Origin of the sequence: Halomonas korlensis (assembly GCF_900116705.1) — a bacterium.
Taxonomy (GTDB): domain Bacteria; phylum Pseudomonadota; class Gammaproteobacteria; order Pseudomonadales; family Halomonadaceae; genus Halomonas; species Halomonas korlensis.
Window position 1 is genome coordinate 122,879 of the sequence record NZ_FPBP01000010.1, and the last position, 24,850, is coordinate 147,728.

General features: G+C 62.5%; 18 protein-coding genes. 7 read left to right on the forward strand and 11 right to left on the reverse strand.

Annotated features, from left to right (window positions below; genetic code table 11):
* The first annotated feature begins 229 nt into the window (after window positions 1–229).
* From BM341_RS13910 to BM341_RS13925, 4 genes are all read left to right on the forward strand, one after another.
* Window positions 230–490, forward strand: a complete 261-nt coding sequence (locus tag BM341_RS13910) for a DUF4212 domain-containing protein (RefSeq protein ID WP_089796666.1) — start codon at window positions 230–232, stop codon at window positions 488–490.
* A gap of 6 nt (window positions 491–496) precedes the next feature.
* Window positions 497–2,278, forward strand: coding sequence for a sodium:solute symporter family protein (locus BM341_RS13915; RefSeq protein ID WP_089796667.1), 1,782 nt, complete (start codon window positions 497–499; stop codon window positions 2,276–2,278).
* Window positions 2,279–2,376: 98 nt separating this feature from the next.
* Complete coding sequence (locus BM341_RS13920; RefSeq protein WP_089796668.1) at window positions 2,377–2,892, forward strand: hypothetical protein; 516 nt, start codon at window positions 2,377–2,379, stop codon at window positions 2,890–2,892.
* Between the two features lie 78 nt (window positions 2,893–2,970).
* Complete coding sequence (locus tag BM341_RS13925) at window positions 2,971–6,921, forward strand: hybrid sensor histidine kinase/response regulator (protein WP_089796669.1); 3,951 nt, start codon at window positions 2,971–2,973, stop codon at window positions 6,919–6,921.
* A gap of 117 nt (window positions 6,922–7,038) precedes the next feature.
* On the opposite strand, the gene BM341_RS13930 is transcribed toward BM341_RS13925, so the two are convergent.
* The 3 genes from BM341_RS13930 to BM341_RS13940 form a co-directional block, all read right to left on the reverse strand.
* Entirely contained in the window at window positions 7,039–7,701 is a 663-nt protein-coding gene (locus BM341_RS13930) for a LuxR C-terminal-related transcriptional regulator (protein WP_089796670.1), read from the reverse strand.
* Between the two features lie 287 nt (window positions 7,702–7,988).
* Window positions 7,989–9,938: an acetate--CoA ligase gene (acs, locus tag BM341_RS13935; RefSeq protein WP_089796671.1), complete on the reverse strand. Its 1,950-nt coding sequence runs from the start codon at window positions 9,936–9,938 to the stop codon at window positions 7,989–7,991.
* 168 nt (window positions 9,939–10,106) lie between these two features.
* Complete coding sequence (locus BM341_RS13940) at window positions 10,107–10,655, reverse strand: SprT family zinc-dependent metalloprotease (protein ID WP_089796672.1); 549 nt, start codon at window positions 10,653–10,655, stop codon at window positions 10,107–10,109.
* A gap of 106 nt (window positions 10,656–10,761) precedes the next feature.
* Here BM341_RS13940 and BM341_RS13945 point away from each other — a divergent pair, with 106 nt between their 5' ends.
* Window positions 10,762–11,409 carry a YecA/YgfB family protein gene (locus BM341_RS13945; protein WP_089796673.1) on the forward strand — a complete coding sequence of 216 codons (648 nt, stop codon included), beginning with the start codon at window positions 10,762–10,764 and terminating at the stop codon, window positions 11,407–11,409.
* Here BM341_RS13945 and BM341_RS13950 read toward each other — a convergent pair.
* On the reverse strand, window positions 11,406–12,527 hold the full coding sequence (locus BM341_RS13950; protein ID WP_089796674.1) for a phospholipase D-like domain-containing protein: 1,122 nt from the start codon (window positions 12,525–12,527) through the stop codon (window positions 11,406–11,408). The two genes, BM341_RS13945 and BM341_RS13950, sit on opposite strands and share 4 nt — an antisense overlap.
* A gap of 128 nt (window positions 12,528–12,655) precedes the next feature.
* On the opposite strand from BM341_RS13950, the gene plsB reads away from it, so the two are divergent.
* Window positions 12,656–15,148 carry a glycerol-3-phosphate 1-O-acyltransferase PlsB gene (gene plsB / locus BM341_RS13955; protein ID WP_089796675.1) on the forward strand — a complete coding sequence of 831 codons (2,493 nt, stop codon included), beginning with the start codon at window positions 12,656–12,658 and terminating at the stop codon, window positions 15,146–15,148.
* On the opposite strand, the gene BM341_RS13960 is transcribed toward plsB, so the two are convergent.
* From BM341_RS13960 to ampD, 6 genes are all read right to left on the reverse strand, one after another.
* Window positions 15,134–15,856 carry a class I SAM-dependent methyltransferase gene (locus BM341_RS13960; RefSeq protein ID WP_089796676.1) on the reverse strand — a complete coding sequence of 241 codons (723 nt, stop codon included), beginning with the start codon at window positions 15,854–15,856 and terminating at the stop codon, window positions 15,134–15,136. The genes plsB and BM341_RS13960 overlap by 15 nt on opposite strands.
* Complete coding sequence (gene tsaB / locus BM341_RS13965; protein ID WP_089796677.1) at window positions 15,853–16,557, reverse strand: tRNA (adenosine(37)-N6)-threonylcarbamoyltransferase complex dimerization subunit type 1 TsaB; 705 nt, start codon at window positions 16,555–16,557, stop codon at window positions 15,853–15,855. The genes BM341_RS13960 and tsaB overlap by 4 nt, the downstream gene beginning before the upstream one ends.
* Before the next feature lie 88 nt (window positions 16,558–16,645).
* A complete protein-coding gene (gene adk, locus BM341_RS13970) occupies window positions 16,646–17,302 on the reverse strand; it encodes an adenylate kinase (RefSeq protein ID WP_089796678.1) in 657 nt (218 codons plus the stop codon).
* A 234-nt stretch (window positions 17,303–17,536) separates the two neighbouring features.
* A complete protein-coding gene (aceF, locus tag BM341_RS13975) occupies window positions 17,537–19,570 on the reverse strand; it encodes a pyruvate dehydrogenase complex dihydrolipoyllysine-residue acetyltransferase (protein ID WP_089796679.1) in 2,034 nt (677 codons plus the stop codon).
* 74 nt (window positions 19,571–19,644) lie between these two features.
* Entirely contained in the window at window positions 19,645–22,317 is a 2,673-nt protein-coding gene (gene aceE, locus BM341_RS13980) for a pyruvate dehydrogenase (acetyl-transferring), homodimeric type (RefSeq protein ID WP_089796680.1), read from the reverse strand.
* A gap of 343 nt (window positions 22,318–22,660) precedes the next feature.
* Window positions 22,661–23,242 (reverse strand): 1,6-anhydro-N-acetylmuramyl-L-alanine amidase AmpD, encoded by a 582-nt coding sequence (gene ampD / locus BM341_RS13985; protein ID WP_089796681.1) that lies wholly within the window; start codon window positions 23,240–23,242, stop codon window positions 22,661–22,663.
* 140 nt (window positions 23,243–23,382) lie between these two features.
* On the opposite strand from ampD, the gene nadC reads away from it, so the two are divergent.
* A complete protein-coding gene (gene nadC, locus BM341_RS13990; RefSeq protein ID WP_089796682.1) occupies window positions 23,383–24,228 on the forward strand; it encodes a carboxylating nicotinate-nucleotide diphosphorylase in 846 nt (281 codons plus the stop codon).
* A 25-nt stretch (window positions 24,229–24,253) separates the two neighbouring features.
* On the opposite strand, the gene BM341_RS13995 is transcribed toward nadC, so the two are convergent.
* On the reverse strand, window positions 24,254–24,796 hold the full coding sequence (locus BM341_RS13995; protein WP_245784279.1) for a GNAT family N-acetyltransferase: 543 nt from the start codon (window positions 24,794–24,796) through the stop codon (window positions 24,254–24,256).
* Window positions 24,797–24,850 lie beyond the last annotated feature (54 nt).

The window sequence follows — 24,850 nt, forward strand, 5'->3', positions numbered from 1 at the left end:
ATGATACCAAAGTCTGGGATTTATTTTTGGGCACTCATTGCCCACTATTCAGCGGTGCGGGACTCAGGGGCAATTGCACGTCGACAAGACGTCTCGTCATCTGACATGCAACACGATGCGAAGGCACCATGTCGGCGAGAAGAAATAACCATGTATACGCGCAATTGCCCTGGTGAGTCCGCCGACTATCGGTGCAAGTGACTATCCCAAAAAAACGGAGAGCTACACGATGGCTGAAGACACATCCAACGCCGATGCATATTGGAAGGCGAATAAGCGCCTGATAGGAGGTTGCCTGGCCGTCTGGGCACTGGTGTCCTACGGCTTTGCCATCCTGCTGCGTCCGCTGCTGGCGGGCATCCCCGTCGGAGGAACGGATCTGGGTTTCTGGTTCGCTCAGCAGGGCTCGATCCTGACCTTCATCTGCATCATTTTCTTCTACGCATGGAAAATGAATCGGCTCGACAAAAAGTTCGGCCTGGGGGAGTAAGCCAGCATGAGTCAATTTGCAATCAACCTATTGTTCGTGGGCGCCTCGTTCGCCGTGTACATCGGTATCGCAATCTGGGCGCGAGCCGGATCGACCAAGGACTTCTACGTCGCTGGCGGTGGCGTGCATCCGATAACCAACGGCATGGCAACGGCGGCCGATTGGATGTCCGCGGCGTCCTTCATTTCCATGGCGGGCCTGCTGGCCTCGGGCGGCTATGCCAATTCGACCTTCCTGATGGGTTGGACCGGTGGCTACGTCATCCTGGCGATGCTGCTCGCGCCCTACCTGCGCAAGTTCGGCAAGTTCACCGTGCCCGACTTCATCGGTGACCGCTTCTACAGCAACACTGCGCGTCTGGTCGCGGTCATCTGTCTAGTCGTGGCATCGGTCACCTATGTCATCGGTCAGATGACCGGCGCCGGCGTGGCCTTCTCGCGCTTTTTGGAAGTCTCCAACACCTGGGGCATCTGGATCGCGGCCTTCATCGTGTTCCTCTATGCGGTATTCGGCGGCATGAAGGGCATCACCTATACCCAGGTGGCCCAGTACGTGGTGCTGATCATTGCCTATACCATTCCCGCGGTATTTATCGCCCTGGAGCTGACCGGCAACCCCATCCCGATGTTCGGTATGTTCAGTACCCACACCGAGTCCGGTGTCCCCCTGCTGACAAAGCTGGATGAAGTGGTCAATGCGCTGGGCTTCCGCGACTACACCGCCGACGTCGATAACAAGCTGAACATGGTACTGTTCACCATGTCGCTGATGGTCGGTACCGCAGGCCTGCCCCACGTCATCATCCGTTTCTTCACCGTTCCCAAGGTCGCCGATGCTCGCTGGTCTGCCGGCTGGGCGCTGGTGTTCATTGCCCTGCTCTACCTGACCGCTCCCGCCGTCGGCTCCATGGCTCGCCTGAACCTGCTGACCACCGTCTATCCGGACATGGCCGGCCAGGTCGAGAACTATGACGAGGCGATCGACAACCCGATCCTCTACGAAGAGCGTCCGGATTGGATGAGGACCTGGGAAGAGACCGGGTTGATCACCTACACGGACAAGAACAACGATGATCGCATTCAGCTCTACAACGAGGCGGCTGACTTCTCCGAGCGTGGCTGGGAGGGCAGCGAGCTTGACGTCAATAACGACATCCTGGTGCTCGCCAACCCCGAAATCGCCAATTTGCCGGGCTGGGTCATCGGCCTGATCGCTGCTGGTGGTATCGCAGCAGCATTGTCCACGGCCGCTGGCTTGCTGCTGGCGATTTCCTCGGCGATCAGTCATGACCTGATCAAAACCATGATCAACCCGAAAATATCCGAAAAAGGCGAGATGCTGGCCGCGCGTATTTCCATGGGAGGGGCCATCTTGCTGGCAACCTATCTGGGTCTGAACCCACCCGGATTCGCGGCTCAGACGGTTGCCCTGGCCTTCGGTATCGCCGGCGCCTCGCTGTTCCCGGTGCTGATGATGGGCATCTTCTCCAAGCGAGTGAATAGCAAGGGCGCGGTTGCGGGTATGCTCTCCGGCCTGCTCGCCACCCTGCTCTACATCTTCACCTACCTGGGCTGGTTCTTCGTCCCTGGCACCGAGATGCTCGCCAACACTCAGGAAAACTGGATACTGGGTATTTCTCCGCTGTCCTTCGGTGCGGTAGGCGCGATGATCAACTTCGCCGTTGCCTTCGCCGTCTCCAGCGTTACCGAGGAGCCGCCGCAGGAAATTCAGGATCTGGTGGAAAGCGTGCGCTACCCCAAAGGGGCTGGTATTGCGCTTGACCACTAAGCGATAATGGATTCCTGACACAGATCGTCTGCGTTGTGGAATCAACACCCAATCGGGCTTCCATCAGGAAGCCCGATTGCTTTCAGGAAGAATACTTTATGATATGGCACCTCATCGCCGCCGTGTTTGCCGGACTGGGCGCCGCGGGGGTCGGACTACTGCTCCGTCTCGTCAGCGGCAAACGGCTACCGCGCTGGATCGTCCCGGTCTGCGCTGGCCTCGGCATGCTGGCCTACCAAATCAACCATGAATACTCCTGGTTCGACCACAAGCAGACCCAGCTACCCGACTCGGCTCGGGTGGTGGATGTCGAAAAGGGGCAGGCCTTCTGGCGTCCCTGGACCTACGCCTTTCCAATGACCACGGCGTTCAGCGTCGTTGACCAGGACGACCTGATCACTGGTCAGGCAGACGGCCAGCGACTGGTACAATATCGACGCTACCGCTTCAGGAAAGAATACGTGGATCAGGTCACCCACCAGGCCTACCTGATGAACTGCACCTCGCGCGAAACCGTCCCCTTGGCAGGCGAACCGCCGCGTCCCCGTACCGAGGCAACGCAAACCTTTACGGAAACGGACCCGCTCTTTCAGGTCGTCTGCCAGCAGGAGTAGCGTTACCCAGCCCTCGATCGCTACTGCCCTCACCGCCTGCATTCCCTTAGAATGCAGGCACCAAGAAGGGAGAATTGCATGTTCGCTGGCTGGCTCTTGATCGTCGTCTCGCTGATCTACATTGCCGTACTGTTCGGCATCGCCTGGCGCGGCGACCGTCGAGCCCGTGAGCATGGCGCCAGCCGCCGACGTCCGGTGATCTACAGCCTGGCGCTGGCGATCTACTGCACTTCCTGGACCTTCTACGGTGCCGTGGGTCAGGCCGCCACCGCGGGTTGGTCCTTCGCCAGCATCTACGTGGGGCCTATTCTTACCTTTCTGTTGTTCTGGCCCGTGCTGACCAAGATGATCCGCGTGGCCAAGCACCAGAACGTCACCTCCATCGCCGACTTCATTGCCTCACGCTACGGCAAGACCCAGTCGCTGGCGGCCTTCGCCAGCCTGGTGGCGCTGATCGGTACCCTGCCCTACATCGCCCTGCAGCTGAAAGCGGTCTCGACGTCATTCAGCGTGCTCACCGACGATGCCGATATTATCCGGGCACCGCTGTTCGGCGACACCGCCTTCTACGTGGCGCTGGTCATGGCGGCCTTCGCCATTCTCTTCGGCACCCGTCATACCGACGCCACCGAACACCACGAAGGTCTGATCCATGCCGTAGCCTTCGAATCACTGGTCAAGCTGGTCGCGTTCCTGGCGCTCGGGGCCTATGTCACCTGGGGCATGTTCGATGGCCTGGGCGACCTGCTGGGCCGCGCCGAGGCGCTGCTGGAACTCCAGAATCAGTTAGCCCGGCAAGACTTCGGCCAGAGCTTCTGGGCCCAGACACTGCTCGCCATGCTGGCAATCCTCTGCCTGCCGCGACAGTTTCATGTTGCGGTAGTGGAAAACACCCACCGTGATGACGCCAGAAAGGCGCGCTGGCTCTTTCCGCTTTACCTGTTGGCGTTCTCGTTCTTCGTCCTGCCGCTGGCCGCTGGGGGCCTGACGATGTTCGCCGGCAGCAATGTCGAGCCGGACACCTACGTCCTGGCGCTGCCCATGGCCGCCGACAATCACTGGCTGACGCTTTTGACCTTCATCGGTGGCTTCTCGGCCGCCACGGGGATGGTCATCGTCGCCGCCGTGGCGGTGTCGATCATGATCTCCAACGAGATCGTGATTCCGGCACTCTTCCGGTTGCGCTGGTTCGATACCAAGGCCCGTGATTACGGGCGTCTGGTGCTGCGCGCGCGGCGCATCACCATCGCCGCAGTACTGGCGATGGCCTACGGGTTCTACCATCTGATCGGTGAGTTCGCCTCGCTGGCCTCCATCGGCATGCTGTCTTTCGCTGCTGCCGCCCAGTTCGCTCCGGCATTGATCGGTGGGCTCTACTGGAAGCGTGGCAATCGCCTGGGCGTAGTCGTGGGCATGAATGCCGGCTTCGCCATCTGGGCCTACAGCCTGCTGATGCCCGCAATGATCGGTGCCGGAGTCTTGCCTGAGGCCTGGATTGCCGGCGGTCCGTTGGGGCTCGCCTGGCTAGCCCCCACCTCGCTGTTCGGCCTCAACGTCGGTGACTCCTTTACCCATGGCGTGATGCTCTCGCTGGGCGTCAACCTGTTCTGCTATATCTTTGTCTCCCAGATGACTCCCCAGCGGGTCGTGGAGCGTATTCAGGCCTCGTTGTTCGTCGACAGTGTCGAGACCCGTCAGACCTCGGTAAACCGTCCCTGGACCGGGGCCACGACCGTGGGCGACCTCAAGGTACTCTGTGAGCGCTTCCTGGGCGCCGAACAGGTCAACCGCGCCTTCGAGGACTATGCCCGACGCACGGCGAAACCCCTCGAGAACGGCACCCGAGCCTCCATCGATATTATCCAGTTCACCGAGCGCTTTCTCGCCTCGGTGCTTGGGGCCTCATCGGCACGCATCGTCGTCAACTCGGCCCTGCAGGGGCGAGGCATCGGCATATCCGACGTGATTTCGATCGTCGACGAGGCCTCCCAGGTACTCGAATTCAACCGCGCCCTGCTTCAGGCCACCATCGAGAACATCAACCAGGGCATCAGCGTCGTCGACCAGAACCTGCGCCTGGTGGTCTGGAACCAGCGCTATCTGGAGCTGTTCCGCTTCCCCGACCACCTGATCAGGGTCGGGGCGCCCGTCGATCGCATCTTCCGTTACAACGCCCACAACGGCGAATACGGGCCCGGCGACCCGGAAGAGCATGTGCAACTGCTGATCGACAACATCCGCGTGGGCCATCCCCACCGCTACGTGCGCTATCGCCAGGACGGTAGCGTGCTGGAAGTACAGGGCAATCCCATGCCCGGCGGCGGCTTCGTCTATACCTATCAGGACATCACCCAGCAGAAGCGCATCGAGGAAGCGCTGATCCGCTCGGAAAACAACATCCGCATCTATACCGATAACGTACCGGCACTGATCGCCTACTTTGACAAGGAGTGTCGCTACCTCTTTACCAACCGCGCTTATGAGCAGGCCTTCGGCATTGACCGTAACGCAGTGATCGGCAAACAAATCGACGAAGTGATCTCCTCCGAGATGTCTCGCCATCGTGCGCCCTGGATCGAGCGCGCCCTGGCCGGGGAGCGCGTCAGCTTCGAGGTCTCGCTGCCTCTCGCCGAGGAAACCCGCTACATGCTGGTGACCTACACGCCCCACTTCGGTGACAGCGGCTCGATTCTGGGCTTCTTTGCCCTCTACCAGGACATCACCGAACGCCGATTGGCGGAGATCGCCCTCAAGGAGACCAACGAGACACTCGAAGAGCGTGTGCGTGAGCGCACCCAGGCGCTATCGGAGGCCAATGCCGCGCTGCGTCAGGAAAACCGCGTACGCGCCGAGGCAGAGCAGGCCTTGCGCCAGGCCAAGCAACTCGCCGAGGATGCCAACGCCTCGAAGACCCGCTTCCTCGCGGCTGCCAGTCACGACCTGCTGCAGCCCCTCAACGCCGCCAGACTGTTTACCTCGGCCCTCGCCTATGAAAGCGATGCCGTCGACATGAAACGCACCATCGGCCATATCGACAACTCGCTACAGGCAGCCGAGGAACTGCTCGGCACCCTGCTCGACATCTCCAAGCTCGATGCCGGCGCCTTGACGCCTCGACGCAGCCACTTCGCTCTCGCCGATATCTTCCGCCCGCTGCGCGCCGAGTTCGAAGTGATGGCCGAGGATCGAGGTCTCGACCTGGTGGTTGTCATCACTCGCGCCTGGGTCGACAGCGATCCGCAGATGCTGCGTCGAATCGTCCAGAACTTCCTCTCCAATGCCATTCGCTACACCCAGGAAGGCCGCGTCTTGCTCGGTTGTCGACGTCTCGACGAGCGGCTTTCCATCGAAGTATGGGATAGCGGTCCGGGCATCCCGGCTTCCAAGCAGACCGAGATCTTCCAGGAATTTCGCCGCCTCGATCAGGCCTCGCGGCACAAGGAGAGCGAAAAAGGGCTGGGACTCGGGCTCTCGATTGCCGATCGCATGAGCCGAGTGCTCGACCACCCCATCCGCATTCGTTCACGTGAGGGACAAGGCACCATGTTTTCGGTCACCGTGCCGGTGGTCGCACCACGCAGCGAGGCGCAGCAGATCGAGGAGTCGGCGCCGAAGCGGGCCGGCAACAAGCTCGCCGGCGCCCGGATCCTGTGCATCGATAACGAGACATTGATCCTCGAGGGCATGAAGGCCATGCTTTCCGGCTGGGGCTGCGAGGTCTTCACCGCCACTTCCATCGGCGGTGCCAAATCCGTGCTTCGCCATCTCGAGACGGACCCCGATGGCATCCTCGCCGACTATCATCTGGACAACGAAGTCACCGGACTGATGGCCCTCGACGCCTTGGCCGAACGGCTCAGCGGCGCGGTGCCGGGCATCGTGATCACCGCCGACCGCACCGAGGAAGTGGCCGAGGAGGTCAAGCGTAGCGGCTATCATCTATTACTCAAGCCGGTACGCCCGGCAGCCCTGCGCGCGCTACTGACACGCACGCTACAGGCCAGCCGTGCGGCCCAGCAGGAGAGCTGATGCGCACGCAAGCGCAAGTCGCGCGGCGGCTCACGCTGATCTGCCAAGAACTAACCAAAAACCCCCGCGGCTTCGCGCCAGCGGGGGCTCTCTTCAGTCCGGATAGCCGTTTTAAGATCAGGATTCGACCTTGGGCGGCTCAACCTCGAGCTTTTGCGCGGCGATGACCGCCTGGGTGCGGGAATGTACCCCAAGCTTGCGCAGGATGGCGGTCACGTGAGCCTTGATGGTCGCCTCTGAGACATTGAGTTCATAGGCGATCTGCTTGTTGAGCAGGCCCTCGGTCAACATGTTGAGAACGCGAAATTGCTGAGGCGTCAGCGAGGCGATCGCCTCGGCAAAACGCGTTTCTTCCTCGTTTGAATCACCCAATGTTGCGGCAAGCTCCGCGGGCAGCCACACCTCGCCGTCGAGAATCTCACCCACCGCCTCGGCGATCAACTGCAGCGACGAGGACTTGGGGATGAACCCCGAGGCACCGTAATCGATGGCGCGACGAACCACATAGGGTTCATCACTTCCTGATACTACTGCCACGGGAATATCCGGCGTCTGGCCGCGCAACTGGATCAGGCCGGAAAATCCATGAGCGCCGGGCATATGCAGGTCGAGCAGGATCAAGTCGGCATCGGGATGGCGCGTCACCACTTCTGTCGTGGCCGCCATGGTGTCGGATTCCACGATCTCGGCCTGGGGTGCCAGCTGTCGGAGAGCCTGGGTCAGGGCTGCACGGAACAGCGGATGATCATCGGCAACGATGAATTTCTGGGCATAGGCCATGGATTCTCCTCCGGTTCCTCGAGCAGCGGGCGGGTGGCCGCCACTTGGGTAATGCTATTGTTGTGGCATGTTACCCCATGCACAAACCGATTCCCAAGCGCTTGCAAGCGCGGCGGCGTCGATCGTGACCCATGTCAACGGCAGGGCTGTCCCCGAGCGACTATGCCGGCCGCAAAAAGCCGGCCACTCGGGCCGGCGAAAGAAAGTACGAAGAACAGGCGGGTCTACCATCGCTTGGCTCGCAAGGCGAGCCGGCATGGCTGGAAAAGCCCTCCCCGAAAGTGACCTCAGCGATTGGCGCGATGTTCGATCAGCTCATCGACTACCGAGGGATCGGCCAGGGTGCTGGTGTCTCCCAGACCCTCGCACTCGTTGGCGGCGATCTTGCGCAGGATTCGGCGCATGATCTTGCCCGAGCGCGTCTTGGGAAGGCCCGGTGCCCATTGAATAACATCCGGCGAGGCGATCGGGCCAATATCCTTGCGCACCCACTGGGTCAGCTCTTTCTTGAGCTCATCGCTCGGGTCCACGCCATCGGTCAGGGTGACATAGATATATATGCCCTGACCCTTGATGTCGTGGGGGAAGCCGACCACGGCAGCCTCGGCCACGGCCTCGTGGGCCACCAGCGAGGATTCGATCTCGGCGGTGCCCATGCGGTGACCGGAGACGTTGAGCACGTCATCGACGCGACCGGTGATCCAGTAATAGCCGTCTTCATCGCGACGGCAGCCATCACCGGTGAAATACATGCCCTGGTAAGTGGAGAAGTAGGTCTGCACGAAGCGATCGTGATCGCCCCAGATCGAGCGGGCCTGGCCCGGCCAGGAATCCAGCATCACCAGATTGCCGTCGGTGGCACCCTCGAGCAGATTGCCTTCATTGTCGACGACCGCCGGCATCACGCCGAAGAAGGGCAGCGTGGCGGACCCCGGTTTGAGATCGATGGCGCCAGGCAAGGGAGCGATCATGATGCCACCAGTTTCGGTCTGCCACCAGGTATCAACGATAGGGCATTTGGAATTGCCGATGACCCGATGAAACCACTCCCAGGCCTCGGGATTGATCGGCTCGCCCACCGAGCCCAGCACGCGTAGGCTATCGCGCTGGCTTGATGCCATGACCTCATCGCCGTGCGCCATCAGCGCGCGTACCGCCGTCGGTGCGGTATAGAGGATACTGACCTTGTGCTTGTCGACGATCTCGCCCATGCGCCCGTGGGTCGGGTAGCTGGGGACCCCCTCGAACATCAGGGTAGTGGCGCCGTTGGCCAGCGGCCCATAGACGATATAGCTGTGGCCGGTGACCCAACCAACGTCGGCGGTACACCAGTAGACCTCGCCATCCTGATAGTCGAAGACGTACTGGTGGGTCATGGCGGCGTGCAATAGATAGCCGCCGGTAGTGTGCTTGAGGCCCTTTGGCGCACCGGTGGAGCCGGAGGTGTAGAGGATGAACAGCGGGTCCTCGGCATTCATTTCCTCGGCCGGGCAGTCGCTCGACTGCTTGTCGACCAGATCGTGATACCAGACGTCACGTCCTTCCTTCCATTCCACCTCGCCGCCCGTACGCTTGACCACCAGCACATTCTTGGCGACATCGGTACCGGGGCGACTCAGGGCCGCATCGACGTTGTCCTTGAGCGGCACCTGCTTGCCGCCACGCACGGATTCGTCGGCGGTGATGACCAGCTTGGAATCGGCGCCGATGACACGCTGCGCCACGGCATCCGGTGAAAAGCCACCGAACACCACCGAGTGGATCGCACCGATGCGCGCGCAGGCCAGCATGGCGACCGCCGCCTCGGGAATCATTGGCATGTACAGGGTGACGACGTCGCCCTTGCCGATGCCCAGTTCCTTGAGCGCATTGGCGAGCTTGCCGGTCTGGGCATGCAGTTCGCGGTAGGAAATGTGCTTGGAATCACCGGGGTCATCGCCTTCCCAGATGATCGCAGTCTGGTCGCCGCGTGTATCGAGATGGCGATCGAGGCAGTTGACGCTGGCGTTGAGGCTGCCATCCTCGAACCAGCGGATGTCTACGTTATGCGAATCGAAGGTAGTGTGCTTGATCTTCGTCGGCGCCCTGAACCAATCAAGGCGCTTCGCCTGTTCGGCCCAGAAGGTTTCCGGGTCGTCGAGCGACTGCTGATACATGGCCTGATACTTGGCCTTGTCGGCATGAGCATTGGCAGCGAACTCGTCGCTCACCGGGTGAACTTTCTGCTGTTCGGTCATGAATCGGCCTCTTCCGGAAAAATGCATCCCTGATTGATGTTACCGACTCATTTTACGAATAAGTCGGCACTACCATTCTCACCCCAGCATATACGCCAGCGGCCTGCCTTCCCTTTAGACATTGGTAGAAATATTTTTTCTTTTTATAACAACACATTAAGTTGTTTTTTAACTTCTTGCCGTACCAAGATATACCAGTGTCTGCGCACAGCGACGACAGCGATAGGGTCGACCCTGGCGAACCAGGGCGTGTCGCCGAGGGGTAAAGGCATGCTCACGGCAACCGCAGCCATAGCGATGCGGTGCAGGGCTGGCCCGGCTGACATCGAAACGATGCGTGGTGCGCGGCTCGAGACCGAAGAGACGTCGCATCACCGTCTGCCACTCGCGGCCATGGGGACGGGCTCGCTGCCCCTCCTCGAGGTGAAATACCAACCAGTGCGCCATCTCGTGAGGTATTACCTCGACCATGAAGGCCAGGCGATTCTCCTCGAGTAATACCGGGTTGAAGCGTAATCCTCCGCGGCCCAGATGCGCCTGTCCGGCCGATTTACCGCGCAGATCCAGCCAGACAAGCGGTCGCGGCAGACCAGGATGGAACTCATGACACAGCCGCCAGGCAGCTTCCACCCGTTCGTGAAGCGCGGCATGCAGGGCCTTGGTATCGAGCCCGTCGAGTTGGGCAGTCGCCGGAGAGGGAAGCACGGGAGTGGTCATGGGGTGGTAGAATGCAGCCTCAATGAAGACGCGTAAAGTTTCTCGTCCAAGACTCAGATCAAGACCCCTGCCGAAGACACGCCACCGTTACCCAGCGAGAGCCGCCATGTCCGATGCCGAGACGCTTCCCCCTCACCCCCTGCTAAGCGATGTCGACCTCGAGAGGCTCGACGATTTTCTCGATTCCGAGCGGGTCGACCCGGATGCGCTAGACCTGATCGGCGCGCATGGGTTCCTGGTCGCGCTCGCCGTAGCGCCGCGGGAGGTCGACGCCGCCACCTGGATCGCCGAGCTGTTCCATGGCGAACCAAGCTTCGCCGATACCGCCGAGCGCGACACTATTCTTGGCCTGCTGGAGCAGCTCAGGCACAACGCTATCGCCACGCTCGAGCAAGGACGGCTTCCGGAGCTGCCGTTCGAACTGGTACTCGAGGGTCTGCCGCCGGAGGAAACCCCCATCGGCGATTGGTGTGCCGGGTTCATGGAAGGCGTGTTCCTGGACGAGGGGGCGTGGTTCGAGGCCGATGAAGAAGCCGTCGCCACACTGCTGTTGCCGTTCATGGCGTTGTCGGGGCTGTTCGACGACGAGCCGGACATGGCCGAGTTCACCGCCGAGGCCGGACGCCTGGAGAGCCTCGCCGGACAGTTGCCCGATCTGGTGCTCGACCTCTACCTGCACTATCGCGTCCCCCCCGAAACCCCCAAGCCCAAGCCGCGACGCAAGCCCTCCGCCGGGCGCAGCCACCGCCGTTAACGAAGCCGCGTCAGCAGGCCATCCAGCGAGCCGAAGAGCCATTCGCGCAAGCGCTGCAGACGCGAGCGGCGCGACCAGGCCGAATAGTGGATCTCGCGACTCGCCGCGAAGTTGCGCGAGAAAAGCTCCGACACCTCGTCGGTGAAGCGGCCATCCTCCACTTCCTGATTGGCTTCGAGGTTCCAGTGCAGGCTCCAGTGATCGAAGTTGCAGGACCCGACACTGGCCCAGTTGTCGGCCAAGGTGCACTTGGCATGGATGAAGGTCGGCTGGAACTCGAAGATGCGCACGCCGGCCCGCAACAGGCGACCGTAGAAGCGCTGCCCCGCGTAGCGCACCCCGGGATGGTCATGATGCTCGCCGGGCAATAACAGCCGCACATCGACACCGCGTCGGGCGGCCCTGGCCAGGCGTCGGCGCAGGTCCAGGGTCGGCACGAAATACGGCGTGCATATCCAGATACGCTTCTCCGCCGAGGAAACGCGGTACTGCAGGGAGTGACGAATCGCCTGGTAGCGGTAGCCCTGGCCCCAGACGACTCGACCGCGCATACCACGATAATCCGCCAGCGGCGATACCGCCAGGCGCAGATGGCGCACCAGCGCCGGGTCGCCATGGCCCCGCGTCAGCGACGAATCCCACAGGCGGCTGAACAGCCGCACCCAATCCGCCACCACAGGCCCCTCGATGCGCACCGCCACTTCGTACCAGGCATCCAGGAACTCATCCACGGCGCCGAAGCCCCCGGTGAAGGCGATGCGGCCGTCCACCACCAGCAACTTGCGATGGTCTCGACTCAGATTGCGGGCCAGCGAATGAAAGCCCAGCGGATTGAAGAACCGCAGCGCCACGCCGCCGACTTCCAGTCGCCGGCGATCCTCGTCGGCAAGCCCCATGGCCCCATAGTCGTCGAGCATGAGCATGACCGTGACACCGCGACCGGCGGCCTTGCACAATGCCTCGATCATCGCCGAGGCCAGGCGACCCGATTCCATCAGGTACAGCTCGATCATTATTGACTCACGCGCCGCGCCGACCGCCTCGAACATGGCCGGCAGGAAGCGAGCCGCTTCCGGCAACAACGCGAAATGATTGCCGTCCTTCCACACCCCATGCATAACCGCATTCTCCAGCGAGACCCACCGCATTGACGCATGATTGCCGGGGAAGGAAAAGCCACACGGCCTGACCGCGGCCGGCCGGCGTGGCTATACTGGCCCTCCTTCCCCACGGCAAGGACGACCGGATGGCCTTTTTCCTTTCGCGCCTGACGCCCCGGCGAGCGCTTCTCGCTCCCTTTCATGCGCTGTTGGGACGCCTGTTTGTAGCTTGGGGAGACGTACGCCTCGTTGAGCCCGATCCCGAATCGCTGGGCCTCGATGCTAGGCTGCCGGTGTTGTACGTCCTGCCGCGTCCGGCGCTGTCTGATGCCCTGCTGCTGGCATCGTTGGCCCGACGCCATGGCCTGCCTTCGGCAAGTGGGCATCGACGGGTAGGCGCGCTGCGCCTCTCCGCCTGCCTGGCCCTGCCCACGTTGCGGCGCCGACTCTGGCGTCGCGTGTCGCCACCCCAGGCGCCCTTTTTCGATCTGCTCACGCAACGCCAAGCACATCCCGAACACGAGGTGCAGTTAGTGCCCGTGAGTGTTTTCTGGGGGCGTGCGCCGGGCAAGCGTTTCGGCTTCTGGAACATGCTCGCGGCCGACAGCTGGCAGCTCACCGGACGCCTACGCCGCGCCCTGTCGGTAATGGTCAATGCCCGCAACGTGGAAGTTCACTTCGGCGCCCCACTCAGGCTCGGGGAGGTCCTTGGTGACCGCGACCCGGCCATCACCAACCGCAAGACCGCCAGGCTGCTGCGCGTGCATTTTCGCCGCGTGCGCACCCGCGTGCTGGGGCCGGATCTATCCCACCGCCGTACCTTGATAGAGGGTGTCGCCACAAGCCCGGAGGTGCGCCGGGTCATCGACGAGCTCGCCGTCAGCGAGCGTGTCTCCCCGGCCCGCCTGCAGGCCCGTGCCAGACGCTACGGACGCGAGATCGCCTCGAACATGCTCTATCCGGTGCTGCGTTTCATGGACGGCCTGCTGCGAAGGCTCTGGAATCGTCTCTATGACGGAGTCGAGGTGCGCGGACTGGACGACCTCAAACCACTGGCGGAGGACCATACGCTGGTCTATGTGCCCTGCCATCGCAGCCATATCGATTACCTGCTGCTTTCCTACGTGCTCTATCACGAAGGCCTGATGCCGCCCCATATCGCCGCCGGGCGCAATCTCGACATGCCTTTGGTCGGTCCCTTGTTGCGGCGCTGCGGCGCCTTCTTCATGCGGCGCAGCTTCCGCGACAATCCCCTTTATGCCGCAGTGTTCAACGAATACCTGCATCGCCTGCTCTCCCGTGGGCACCCGCTGGAGTACTTCATTGAGGGCGGGCGCTCGCGAAGCGGACGCCTGCTGCCGGCTCGCCCGGGTATGCTCGCCATGTCCCTGCGCTCCTACCTGCGCAGCGCCAAGGGCAACGGTCCACAGCGGCTGGCCTTCGTGCCGGTGTACATCGGTTATGAACGGATCATCGAGAACGCCAGCTATCAGCGTGAGCTGCGCGGCGGACGCAAGCGCAAGGAAACACCGCTGTCCTTGCTGCGGGTAATCGGCCAGCTGCGCCAGCCTTTTGGTCGCGTAGCGGTGAACATCGGCGCCCCCCTGATCCTGTCGGATTATCTCGACCGCGAGGCAGGCGACTGGCGAAACAATATCGGTGACTCGCGACCGGCGTGGCTCACGCCGCTGATACCGCAGCTAGGCGAGGAGCTCTCGCGGCGCATCAATGCCGCCGCCGCGCTTAATCCTGTCAATCTGGTGGCGCTGGTACTGCTGGCCACACCGCATCATGCCCTGGAAGCCAGCCTGCTCGAACGCCAGCTGGCCCTGCTCGTCACGCTCCAGCGCCGTTGCCCCGGTGGCGACCACGCGAGCCTGCCGGGAGGCGAACCCACCGCGTGGATCAAGAAGGTCGAGACATTGGGCATGATCGAACGACGCTCCCATCCCCTCGGCGACATGCTGCTCGCCGCCCCCAGCCAAGCCGGCCTGCTGGCCTGGTACCGCAACAATGTACTGCACCTTTTCGCCCTGGCCGGGCTGACCGCCTTCGCCTTTCGGCACCGTTCGCGTCACACCCTCTCCGAACTGGAGGCGATGCTCGCGCCAAGCTGGCCGATACTCGCCCGCGAACTCGTCATTGCCCCACCCGCGTCGCTGCGAGCGGCACTGGCGGAGATGCTCGACCTGCTGGTCGAGCAGGGCTTGTTGTGTTGCGATGGCGGCTCCTGGTGGCGTCCTGATACACCCGTGGAAGCCGGCGAGCACTTGCGCCTGCTCGGCCAGTTGATGCAACCGACCCTGGAGCGCGGCTACCTGCTCATCGCCCTGCTGCTCGAGGCAGGCTCGGGCCGGCTGGCGCGCGAGGAACTGGCGAACCTCAGCTGTCAGCTGGCCGAACGGCTCGCGGTGCTCTCGGGGCTCGATGCCCCTGAATTCTTCGATACCCGCGTGTTCGTGAGCCTGGTGGAGAGCCTGGAAGTACAAGGCTGGCTATGGCAGGTGAACGGCAAGCTGGTCTTCGATGAGCGATTGCCGGCGGCGGCCAGGCTGTCCGCCGAGCTCTTCGATCCGGCGCTGCGCCATCGTATGCAGCTGATAACCCGACGTTGCGACAGTGAATCAGTTGGACGTTAACGAGCGATGAACGTACAGGTCGTAACGGCTGGTCTTGCCTTCGATGACGTGACGCGGCGCGGGACCCTTTATGTGGGGCGCCTTGCGCGGCCGCTTGACCACCACACGATGTGTCGCCACCTCCAGGGCGGCTTCCAGGAGTCGTGGCGCATCGGCATCATCCCCGGCGAGGTCGCGAAACAGGCGCATCTCCTTCTTGACCAGTGCCGACTTGTCGCGGTGGGGAAACATCGGGTCCAGGTGAACCACCTGTGGTGCCACCTCGGTGCCCGCCACTAGCTCAGCCAGTTGATGGGCACCGTCACCGTGAATCAAGGACATTCGTGCAGCGATCTCGCGGGTCGCCGGATCGGCCAGCGCCCGCAACAGCCCGTCCTCGAGCAGGGCGTGAATCGCCGCGACTCGCTCGACCATCAAGACCTCGGCGCCAAGGCTCGCCAGCACGAAGGCGTCCCGCCCCAGCCCTGCGGTGGCGTCGACAACCGAAGGGGTGACACCCTTGCTCAGTCCGCAGGCACGGGCGATCAATTGCCCTCGGCCCCCGCCGAAGCGTCGTCGATGGGCCGAACGGCCCGCGACGAAGTCCACTGCTAGCGGTTGGCCGTAGCGTGCGGGGTCGCCGACCAGGCTGAGACGCCCCTCACGATAGGCCAACGTCAGCTCGGCCGCTGCCTCGTCGTCCTTTGACAGACCGACGCCTGCTCTCATCGCGGCTTCTTCCAGGCAACCTGGTCACGCAGGTAAACCGGCTGCACCTCGTGGGCCGGACGTCCCTCACCGGCCTCGAAGGCCCGGGCTGCCAGCAACGCCATATCGCTGGCATCGGCCTCCCACTCCGGCAGGTGCTGGCCGATACCGACCTGCACTTCGGCCGGCATGCGTTCCCAGAGTCCCCAGCCGGAACCAATACCTACCCAATCATGGTCTTCGTGGCCGGGCGGCAAGCGTAGCCGATCCGGCGGCATCACGGCCTCGGGGGTCAGCGCCTCGGGCACCCCGTCACGGCACCGCCAGGCCGCCACGTAGATCTCCCCCATGCGGGCATCCAGGGCTGTGAACAGATAGCGATAGTGATAGCGACGATGCCCGCCGAGCGCCAGGGCGGCCAAGGTCGAGACACCGAGCAACGGACGGTCGAGGCCGAAGGCGAGCCCTTGGGCCACGCCGGCGGCAATGCGCAACCCGGTGAAGGAACCGGGTCCTCGTCCGTAGGCCACCGCATCGAGGGCCGAGGCGGAGAGGCCGGCTTCCGCCAGTACTTCGTCGACCATCGGCAGTAACCGGCGAGTATGCTCGCGGGGCGTAAGGGCAAAACGGGCAATCAGTTGGTCATCGGCGCCTTCGCGTCGCTGCAGCAAAGCGGCGGAACAGGCACTCGAGGAAGCGTCCAGGGCGAGCAGGATCGGCATGGGCAACACGTGTCGAAGGAAGTATCGGGGCATTATACGATAACGGCCCGCAGGATGCGGGCCGTCGAATTCGCCTGGCGAGGCAGTCTCAGCCCTCCAGGGCCTTGATCACCTGAGCGGTGATGTCATCGATGCTGCCGATGCCCTCGACGCGATGGTAGCTCGGTGCGGTCTGCGGATCGTCCTTGGCCCACTGCTGGTAGTAGCTGACCAGCGGAGCGGTCTGCTCGTGATAGACCGCCAGGCGATTGCGTACCGTGGATTCGCGATCGTCATCGCGCTGGATCAGCGCCTCACCGGTGACATCGTCCTTGCCATACTCTTTCGGCGGCTGATGCTGAAGGTGGTAGACCCGGCCGGACCCCGGATGGACACGCCGGCCCGCCAGGCGATTGACGATTTCCTCGTCGGCGACGGCAATCTCCAGCACATGGTCGATCTTCACGTCTGCCTCTTTCATCGCTTCCGCCTGGGGGATGGTGCGGGGGAAGCCATCGAACAGGAAGCCATTCTCGCAGTCCGGTTGGCTGATGCGCTCCTTGACCAAGGCAATGATGACATCGTCGGACACCAGGCCGCCGCTGTTCATGATCTCCTTGACCTTGACCCCCAACTCGCTGCCCTCCTTGACCGCTGCGCGCAGCATGTCGCCGGTGGATATCTGCGGGATCTTGTAGCGCTCACAGATGAACTGGGCCTGTGTCCCCTTGCCGGCACCCGGGGCGCCCAACAGGATCAAACGCATTAGCGGCTCCTTATTCTTGATAATTATCTGAAAGTGTCAATATCGTGTATTGGCGAAAATGAATGACATGAACCTTACCCGCGGCACCGATCCCAGACAAGCGAATCTGGCACCCCATAACACGTTCAGAAACAAAAAAATCCTCACGATCAAGGATTTAACAACGTAATAGCACTTTGGTCTGCCACGATTGCCAACTGGCAAGCGACGGCGCCCAAGGCGCCGTCGCTTGACTCACAGCAGTAGACGGCGGATGTCGGTCAGCGCCTGGGCCAGGAAGGCAGTGAGGCGCGCTGCATCGGCACCATTGACCGCTCGGTGGTCATAGGAAAGGCACAACGGCATCATCAGGCGCGGCACGAAATTGCCACCGTCCCACACCGGCTTCATCTGCGCCTTGGAGATGCCGAGAATGGCCACCTCGGGGGCGTTGACGATCGGCGTGAAGGCTGTTCCGCCGATGGAGCCCAGGCTCGAGATGGTGAAACAGCCACCGGTCATCTCCTCGCGCTTGAGCTTCTTCGTCTGTGCCTTCTTGGCGAGCTCCACGGACTCCTTGGCAAGCTCGATCAGCGATTTCTGATCGGCATTGCGAATCACTGGCACCATCAGGCCGTCCGGAGTATCGACGGCAACGCCAATATGCACGTACTTCTTGTGCACCATCGTCTCGCCATCGCTCTTCAGGCTGACATTGAACTGCGGGTACTGGCGAAGCGCGAAGGCACAGGCCTTGATCAGGAACGGCAGCGGGGTGAGCTTGGCGCCCTGGGCCTCGGCCTCGGCCTTCATCGACTTGCGGAAGGCTTCCAGCTCGGTGATGTCCGCCTCGTCGAACTGGGTGACGTGGGGCAGGTTGACCCAGCTGCGATGCAGGTTGGTCGCCCCCATCTTCATCAGCCGGCCTATCGGCTTCTCTTCCACCTCGCCGAACTGGCTGAAGTCCTGATCGGGAATCGGCGGAATACCGCCTCCAGCCGCCGTTGGAGCCTGAGCGGAAGGCGTCTCGGCCTTGCCGGCCATGACCTGCTTGACGTAGGCGTTGACGTCTTCCTTGAGTACCCGATCCTTGGGACCGCTCGGCTTGACCAGACCCAGGTCGACGCCCAGCTCACGGGCCAGCATGCGCACCGCCGGGCCGGCATGCACCAGTTTGCCGTCACGCGGCTTCTGGGCGGCCATCTGCGCTTCGGGGCTTGGCGCCTGTGACGGGGTCGCGGCCGGTTTCTCGGCCTTGGATGACGCCGGCTGCTCAGCCTTCGCAGGCGCCTTGCCAGCGGCCGCCGGTTTGGCGCCAGCCGTCTCGATGTAGCCGATCAGATCGCCTTCGGAGACGGTATCGCCCTCCTTGACGGTCAGCTCGACCAGCTTGCCCTTGTAGGGGCTCGGCACGTCCATGGAAGCCTTGTCGGACTCCAGGGTGATCAGCGGATCTTCCTCGTTCACCTCGTCACCGACGGCCACCGCCATCTCGATGATCGGCACGTCGCTCGAGCCCGACAGATCCGGTACGCGAATTTCCTTGCGCTCCGGCTCTCCCCCGCCAGCACTGTCGTCCTCGGCAGGTGCCGAGTCGGTCGATTCAGCCTCGGACTGGGACTCGGAGGCTTCAGGTTGTGACGCTGCCGGTGCCTCGTCGCCGCCTTCGTCGGCGATTTCCATGGTGCCGATGACATCGCCTTCGGAAACGGTATCGCCCTCTTTCACCGCCAGGCTAGCCACCTTGCCGGCATAGGGGCTCGGCACATCCATGGAAGCCTTGTCCGATTCCAGGGTGATCAGCGGATCTTCTTCGCTCACCTCATCACCGACGGCCACTGCCATCTCGATGATGGGTACATCGCTAGAGCCCGATAGGTCGGGCACCTTGATCTCCACGGTGCGCTTGCCACCCGAGGACTTGGCGGCAGGCTTTTCCTGCGGCTTTTCCTGCGGCTTCTCCGCAGACGATGACTCGGCAGCCTTGCCGGCCGCTTCATCAGGCTTCTCGTCGCTTTTCTCGTCGCCTCCGGCGTCGGCATCGCCGTCACCTTCGGCCTCAAGCTCGAGGATGTCGTCACCCGCCGAGACGGTATCGCCCTCCTTGACCAGCACCTTCAGCACCTTGCCGCCCTTGGGCGCGGGCACGTCCATGCTGGCCTTGTCGGATTCCAGGGTGATCAGGGTATCTTCGGCCTCGATCACATCGCCTTCGGACACCGCGATCTCGATGATTTCCACATCGGTGTCGCCGCCGATATCGGGAACTTTGATGATTTCGCTACTCAAGGTCGCGCTCCTTCAGAATCTTGTCAGGGGCGGGCTACAAGCCCGCCGTTCCTCCGGATTAGCCGGTCGACGCCTCACACCGTCAAGGGGTTGGGCTTGTTCGTATCAATGCCGTACTTGGCGATGGCGTCGGCGACGACCTTGCGATCGATTTCACCCCGATCAGCGAGCGCCCTGAGCGCGGCCACGGTGACGAAGTAGCGATCGACTTCAAAGAAGCGACGCAGTTTCTCGCGAGTGTCGGAGCGCCCGAAACCATCCGTCCCCAATACATAGTAGTCGGTCGGCACCCAGGCGCGGACCTGATCGGCGAATAGCTTCATGTAGTCGGTGGAGACGATGGCCGGTCCCTCGCGACCCTCAAGGCAGCTCGTGATATGCGGCTTGCCCGGCTCGGCGTCGGGCTTGAGGAAGGCCTGACGATCGATCTCGAGGGCCTCGCGACGCAGCTCGTTGAAGCTGGTCACGCTCCAGATATCAGCGCCGATGCCCCACTCGTCGGCGAGCATCTCGGCCGCCGCTTCGACTTCGCGGAGGATGGTGCCCGAGCCGAGCAGCTGGACCCGACCCTTCTTGCCCTGGGTCTCTCTCAGCAGGTACATGCCCTTGATGATGTCCTCGGCAGGCACCGTCTCAAGCTGGGGATGCTCGTAGTTCTCGTTCATCACCGTCAGGTAGTAGAAGCAGTTTTCCTTGTCGCTGAACATCCGCTTCAGACCATCCTGAACGATCACCGCCACCTCATGAGCGTAGGTGGGGTCGTAGCTGCGGCAGTTGGGAATGGTCGAGGCCAGGATATGCGAGTGTCCGTCCTGGTGCTGGAGACCTTCGCCGTTGAGCGTGGTGCGCCCGGCGGTGCCGCCGATCAGGAAGCCTCGCGCCTGCATGTCGCCAGCCGACCAGGCCAGGTCGCCGATGCGCTGGAAGCCGAACATCGAGTAGTAGATGTAGAACGGCAACAGCGTGAGGTTGTTGTTGGAGTACGAGGTCGCCGCGGCGATCCAGGCCGACATTGCCCCGGCCTCGGTAATCCCTTCCTCGAGAATCTGGCCCTTCTGATCCTCGCGATAGAACATGATCTGGCCCTTGTCGACCGGCTCGTATTTCTGACCTTCCGAGGTGTAGATACCGAGCTGGCGGAACATGCCTTCCATGCCGAAGGTGCGTGCCTCGTCGGGCACAATTGGCACCACCCGCGAACCGAGCTGCTTGTGCTTGACCAGGCCGTTGAGAATGCGCACGAAAGCCATGGTGGTGGACACTTCGCGACCCTTGGAGCCGCCGGTCTGGGAGGCGAAAACCTTGTCGTCGAGCGACGGGATATCCAGCGCCTCGAAGTCGCTGCGTCGACTCGGCACGAAGCCACCCAGGCGCTCGCGCTGGAGATGCATGTACTTGAGCTCGGGAGAATCTTCCTCGGGCTTGTAGTACGGCACTTCCTTGAGCTGCTCGTCGTTCAACGGAATGCCGAAACGGTCGCGGAAGGTCTTGAGCGCCTCGTATTCCATGGTCTTGACCTGGTGAGCCTCATTGGCGGCCTCACCGTCACCGCTACCCATGCCATAGCCCTTGACGGTGTGCGCCAGGATCACGGTGGGCCGGCCGTTGGCGTTATTCACGGCCTGATGGTAGGCCGCATACACCTTGAAGGGATCGTGGCCGCCACGGTTGAGCTTCCAGATATCCTCGTCGGTCAGGTCCTTGACCATCTCCTCGGTTTCGGGGTACTTGCCGAAGAAACGCTCCCGGGTGTAGGCGCCGCCATTGGACTTGTAGTTCTGGTACTCGCCATCGACGGTTTCGTCCATGACCTTCTGCAGGATGCCCTTCTTGTCCTTCTCGAACAGCGGGTCCCACAGGCGGCCCCAGACTACCTTGAGCACGTTCCAGCCGGCACCGCGGAAGACGCCCTCGAGCTCGTCCATGATGCGGCCGTTGCCGCGCACCGGACCGTCGAGACGCTGCAGGTTGCAGTTGACGACGAAGATCAGGTTGTCGAGTTTCTCGCGGCTGGCCAGGTGAATGGCGCCCAGCGATTCCGGCTCGTCGCATTCGCCGTCGCCCATGAAGCACCAGATCTTGCGATCGTACATCGCCTTGAGCTCACGGGCGTCGAGGTACTTCATGACGTGAGCCTGGTAGATGGCCTGGATCGGCCCGAGGCCCATCGACACCGTGGGGAACTGCCAGAAGTCCGGCATCAGCCAGGGGTGGGGATAGGACGACAAGCCGTCGCCGTCGACCTCCTGGCGGAACCTGTCCATCTGCTCTTCGCTGAGCCGGCCGAGCAGATAGGCACGGGCGTAGACGCCCGGCGCGACGTGACCCTGGATGTAGACCAGATCGCCTTCGAAGTCACCCTGGGGCGCGCGGAAGAAGTGGTTGAAGCCCACGTCATAGAGGGTCGCCGCCGACATGAAGCTGGCGATGTGGCCACCCAGCCCCGGATTGGCGCGGTTGTTGCGTATCACCTGGGCGATGGCGTTGTAACGGACCAGCGAACGAATCCGCCGCTCCATGAAGATATCCCCCGGCAGGGGCGCTTCCCGATGCACCGGGATGGAGTTGCGATGCGGCGTGGTCACCGAAAAAGGCACCTGCATGCCGTCGCGACGTACGCGATCCACCAGGCGGGTCATCAGATACCGGGCACGGTCCTCTCCCTCACGATCCAGCACCGACTCCAGGGAATCCAACCATTCCGTGGTTTCGATCGGATCGATATCTTCTCTTGATTCCAGACTCATAGACGTGTCTCCGAATAACGATGGGTGTCGGCTACCCCGCCACTGGCCAGGGCACCAGACGCTCTCTCGGGGATGAGGGTTGTTGTTATCGCCGTACGTCGCTTCATGTAGTGTTTTTACAGGTCGTCCAGCATGGCGGCTATTAATGTTTCTGAAGATACCTTAAACCAGCGCTGCTGCCAATTCACATGAATATGGAAATATTTTCCGAAAAACAATTATTGCACCGCAACACAATACCTTACGTTGGCCTCCGTCGGTCGAAGCCGACTCAGGCCAACGGGTTGTAGACCAACTAGCGTATGAAACAACCGTGTAAACGAGGATGGCACTATTCGATCAATTACGCCTGGTGACTTGTCTGACGGACCGGGTTGTTCAACTGCTGGCGAAAGTAGGCCCAATCGAAAGTCGGGCCGGGATCGATCTTGCGCAGCGGGGCGACGCGAGCATGACTGGTGATGCGGCGCTGATTGATCATCGGGTAATGCTCCATCAGCCGCAGGGTCACCTCGGCCAGCGAGTGATACTGCGCCTCGGTGAATGGTGTGTGCTCGTCACCCTCAAGCTCGATGCCGATGGAGAAGTCGTTGAGCGCCGAGCGCGGCCACCCGCTGTCGCACCAGCGCGAACGGCCGGCGTGCCAGGCACGGGCCTCGAAGGGCACGAACTGGACGCTTTCTCCGTCGCGCCGGATCAGCAGGTGGGCCGAGACCCTTAGCTTGGCGACGGCCTTGAAATAAGGGTGGGCGTCAGGATCAAGCCGGTTGGTGAACAGCCTTTCGATATCCGCGCCACCGAACTCTCCCGGTGGCAGGCAGATGGCATGCAGCACCAGCAGCGAGACTTCGTGGTTTGGACGCGCGTCCCGATTGGGTGACGGCACGCAGCGGGCCGCTTTCCACCACCCCTGATTGATTGACATTCGAGTTCTCCTGACGCCTCGCCGCTGAGCCCCTATAATGGCTAACCAGTTGGCGATCGCCCAGCGCTTTGTCTAGCTTCGCCAGCCACTTATCCTTTTTCGCCGGCCCTTTCGCCATCTTTAAGAGTGACCCGCCCACCATGCATTACCAGGACGCCCTTGCCGAAGAGATCCGCGACAGTGCCGCCCGGCTGCTGGCCGAGGATGTCGGTCCCGGTGACATCACCGCCCAGCTGATTGGCGCTTCCACCATGGCAACGGCTCCCGTCATCACGCGGGAAGCCGCCGTCCTCTGCGGCGTGGCCTGGGTCGACGAGCTGTTCCGGCGCCTCGATGCCAGCGTCAGCCTGCGCTGGCATGCCGCCGACGGTGACAGGCTCGACGCCGGCCAGGCCTTCCTCGAGCTGGAAGGGCCGGCGCGCAGCCTGCTGACCGGTGAGCGGGCTGCCCTCAACCTGCTCCAGACGCTCTCTGGCACCGCGACCCGCACCCGCCATTACGTGGACCTGCTCGACGGTACCGGCGTTCGCCTGCTCGACACCCGCAAGACGCTGCCCGGCCTGCGCCTGGCACAAAAATACGCCGTGACCTGCGGCGGTGGCCATAATCACCGCATCGGCCTCTATGACGCCTTTCTGATCAAGGAAAATCATATCGCTGCCTGCGGGAGCATCGAGGCTGCCGTGAAGGAAGCGCGCGATATCGCTCGCGAGCTGTCGGTGGAAGTGGAAGTGGAAACTTTCGATGAGCTCGATCAGGCGCTCAGCGCCGGGGCCGATGTGGTGATGCTGGACAATTTCAGCCTCGACGACATGCGCGAGGCAGTGAGACGTACCGGCGGGCGGGCGACGCTGGAAGCTTCGGGCAATGTCGACGAAGCGACGCTACGCACCATCGCCGAAACAGGCGTCGATTGCATTTCCAGCGGCGCCTTGACCAAGGATGTCAAGGCCATCGACCTTTCCATGCGCCTGATCCAGTATTGAAATGACGATTCTGTCGGTGCAGCCCTCAGGTTTCCACGAGGCGCAGCGTCTTTTCCAGACGCTTGCGCTTCAGTCGCTGCCCCCCGCGCTCGACCCATTCCTCGCCGAGTTCGCGCCAGCCTCGTCGCACCAGGCTATCGGTCAGCACCAGGCTGGCGTTGATACGGGCCCGCGACACGCCATGTTCCAGCAGCATCCGCTCGGCATGTACCAGTAGCGTCGCGCCGATACCGCGCCTGGCCAGCGACGGCCAGACATAAAGGGTCTCGATGCTTCCGCTGGTGAGCGACAACTCGAGGAAGCCGACACAGCGGCCATCGCAGGACGCGACCAGGGTAGTGAACAGCGCCTGGCGGGCGGCCCAGGCACTTGCATCGCGTGGCAGCGCAGCGGCCCAGGCCTCGCGCTCGTCCACGCCATAGTGGCCCATGGCGCCCTGCATGACCGCATGATGGAAGACTTCCGCCTGATCGACGGCATCGCGCGCCAGGGCCGACCGGTAAACAATACGCGGCGGTCTCGGCACCTGACCCGCTGCCCCCTGCTCGGAGCTATGGTGTTTCATCATGGTGTGCCCTGCGATGGGTCGGAAAAAGTGAGGTCTCTTGCGGCGCCTCTTGCT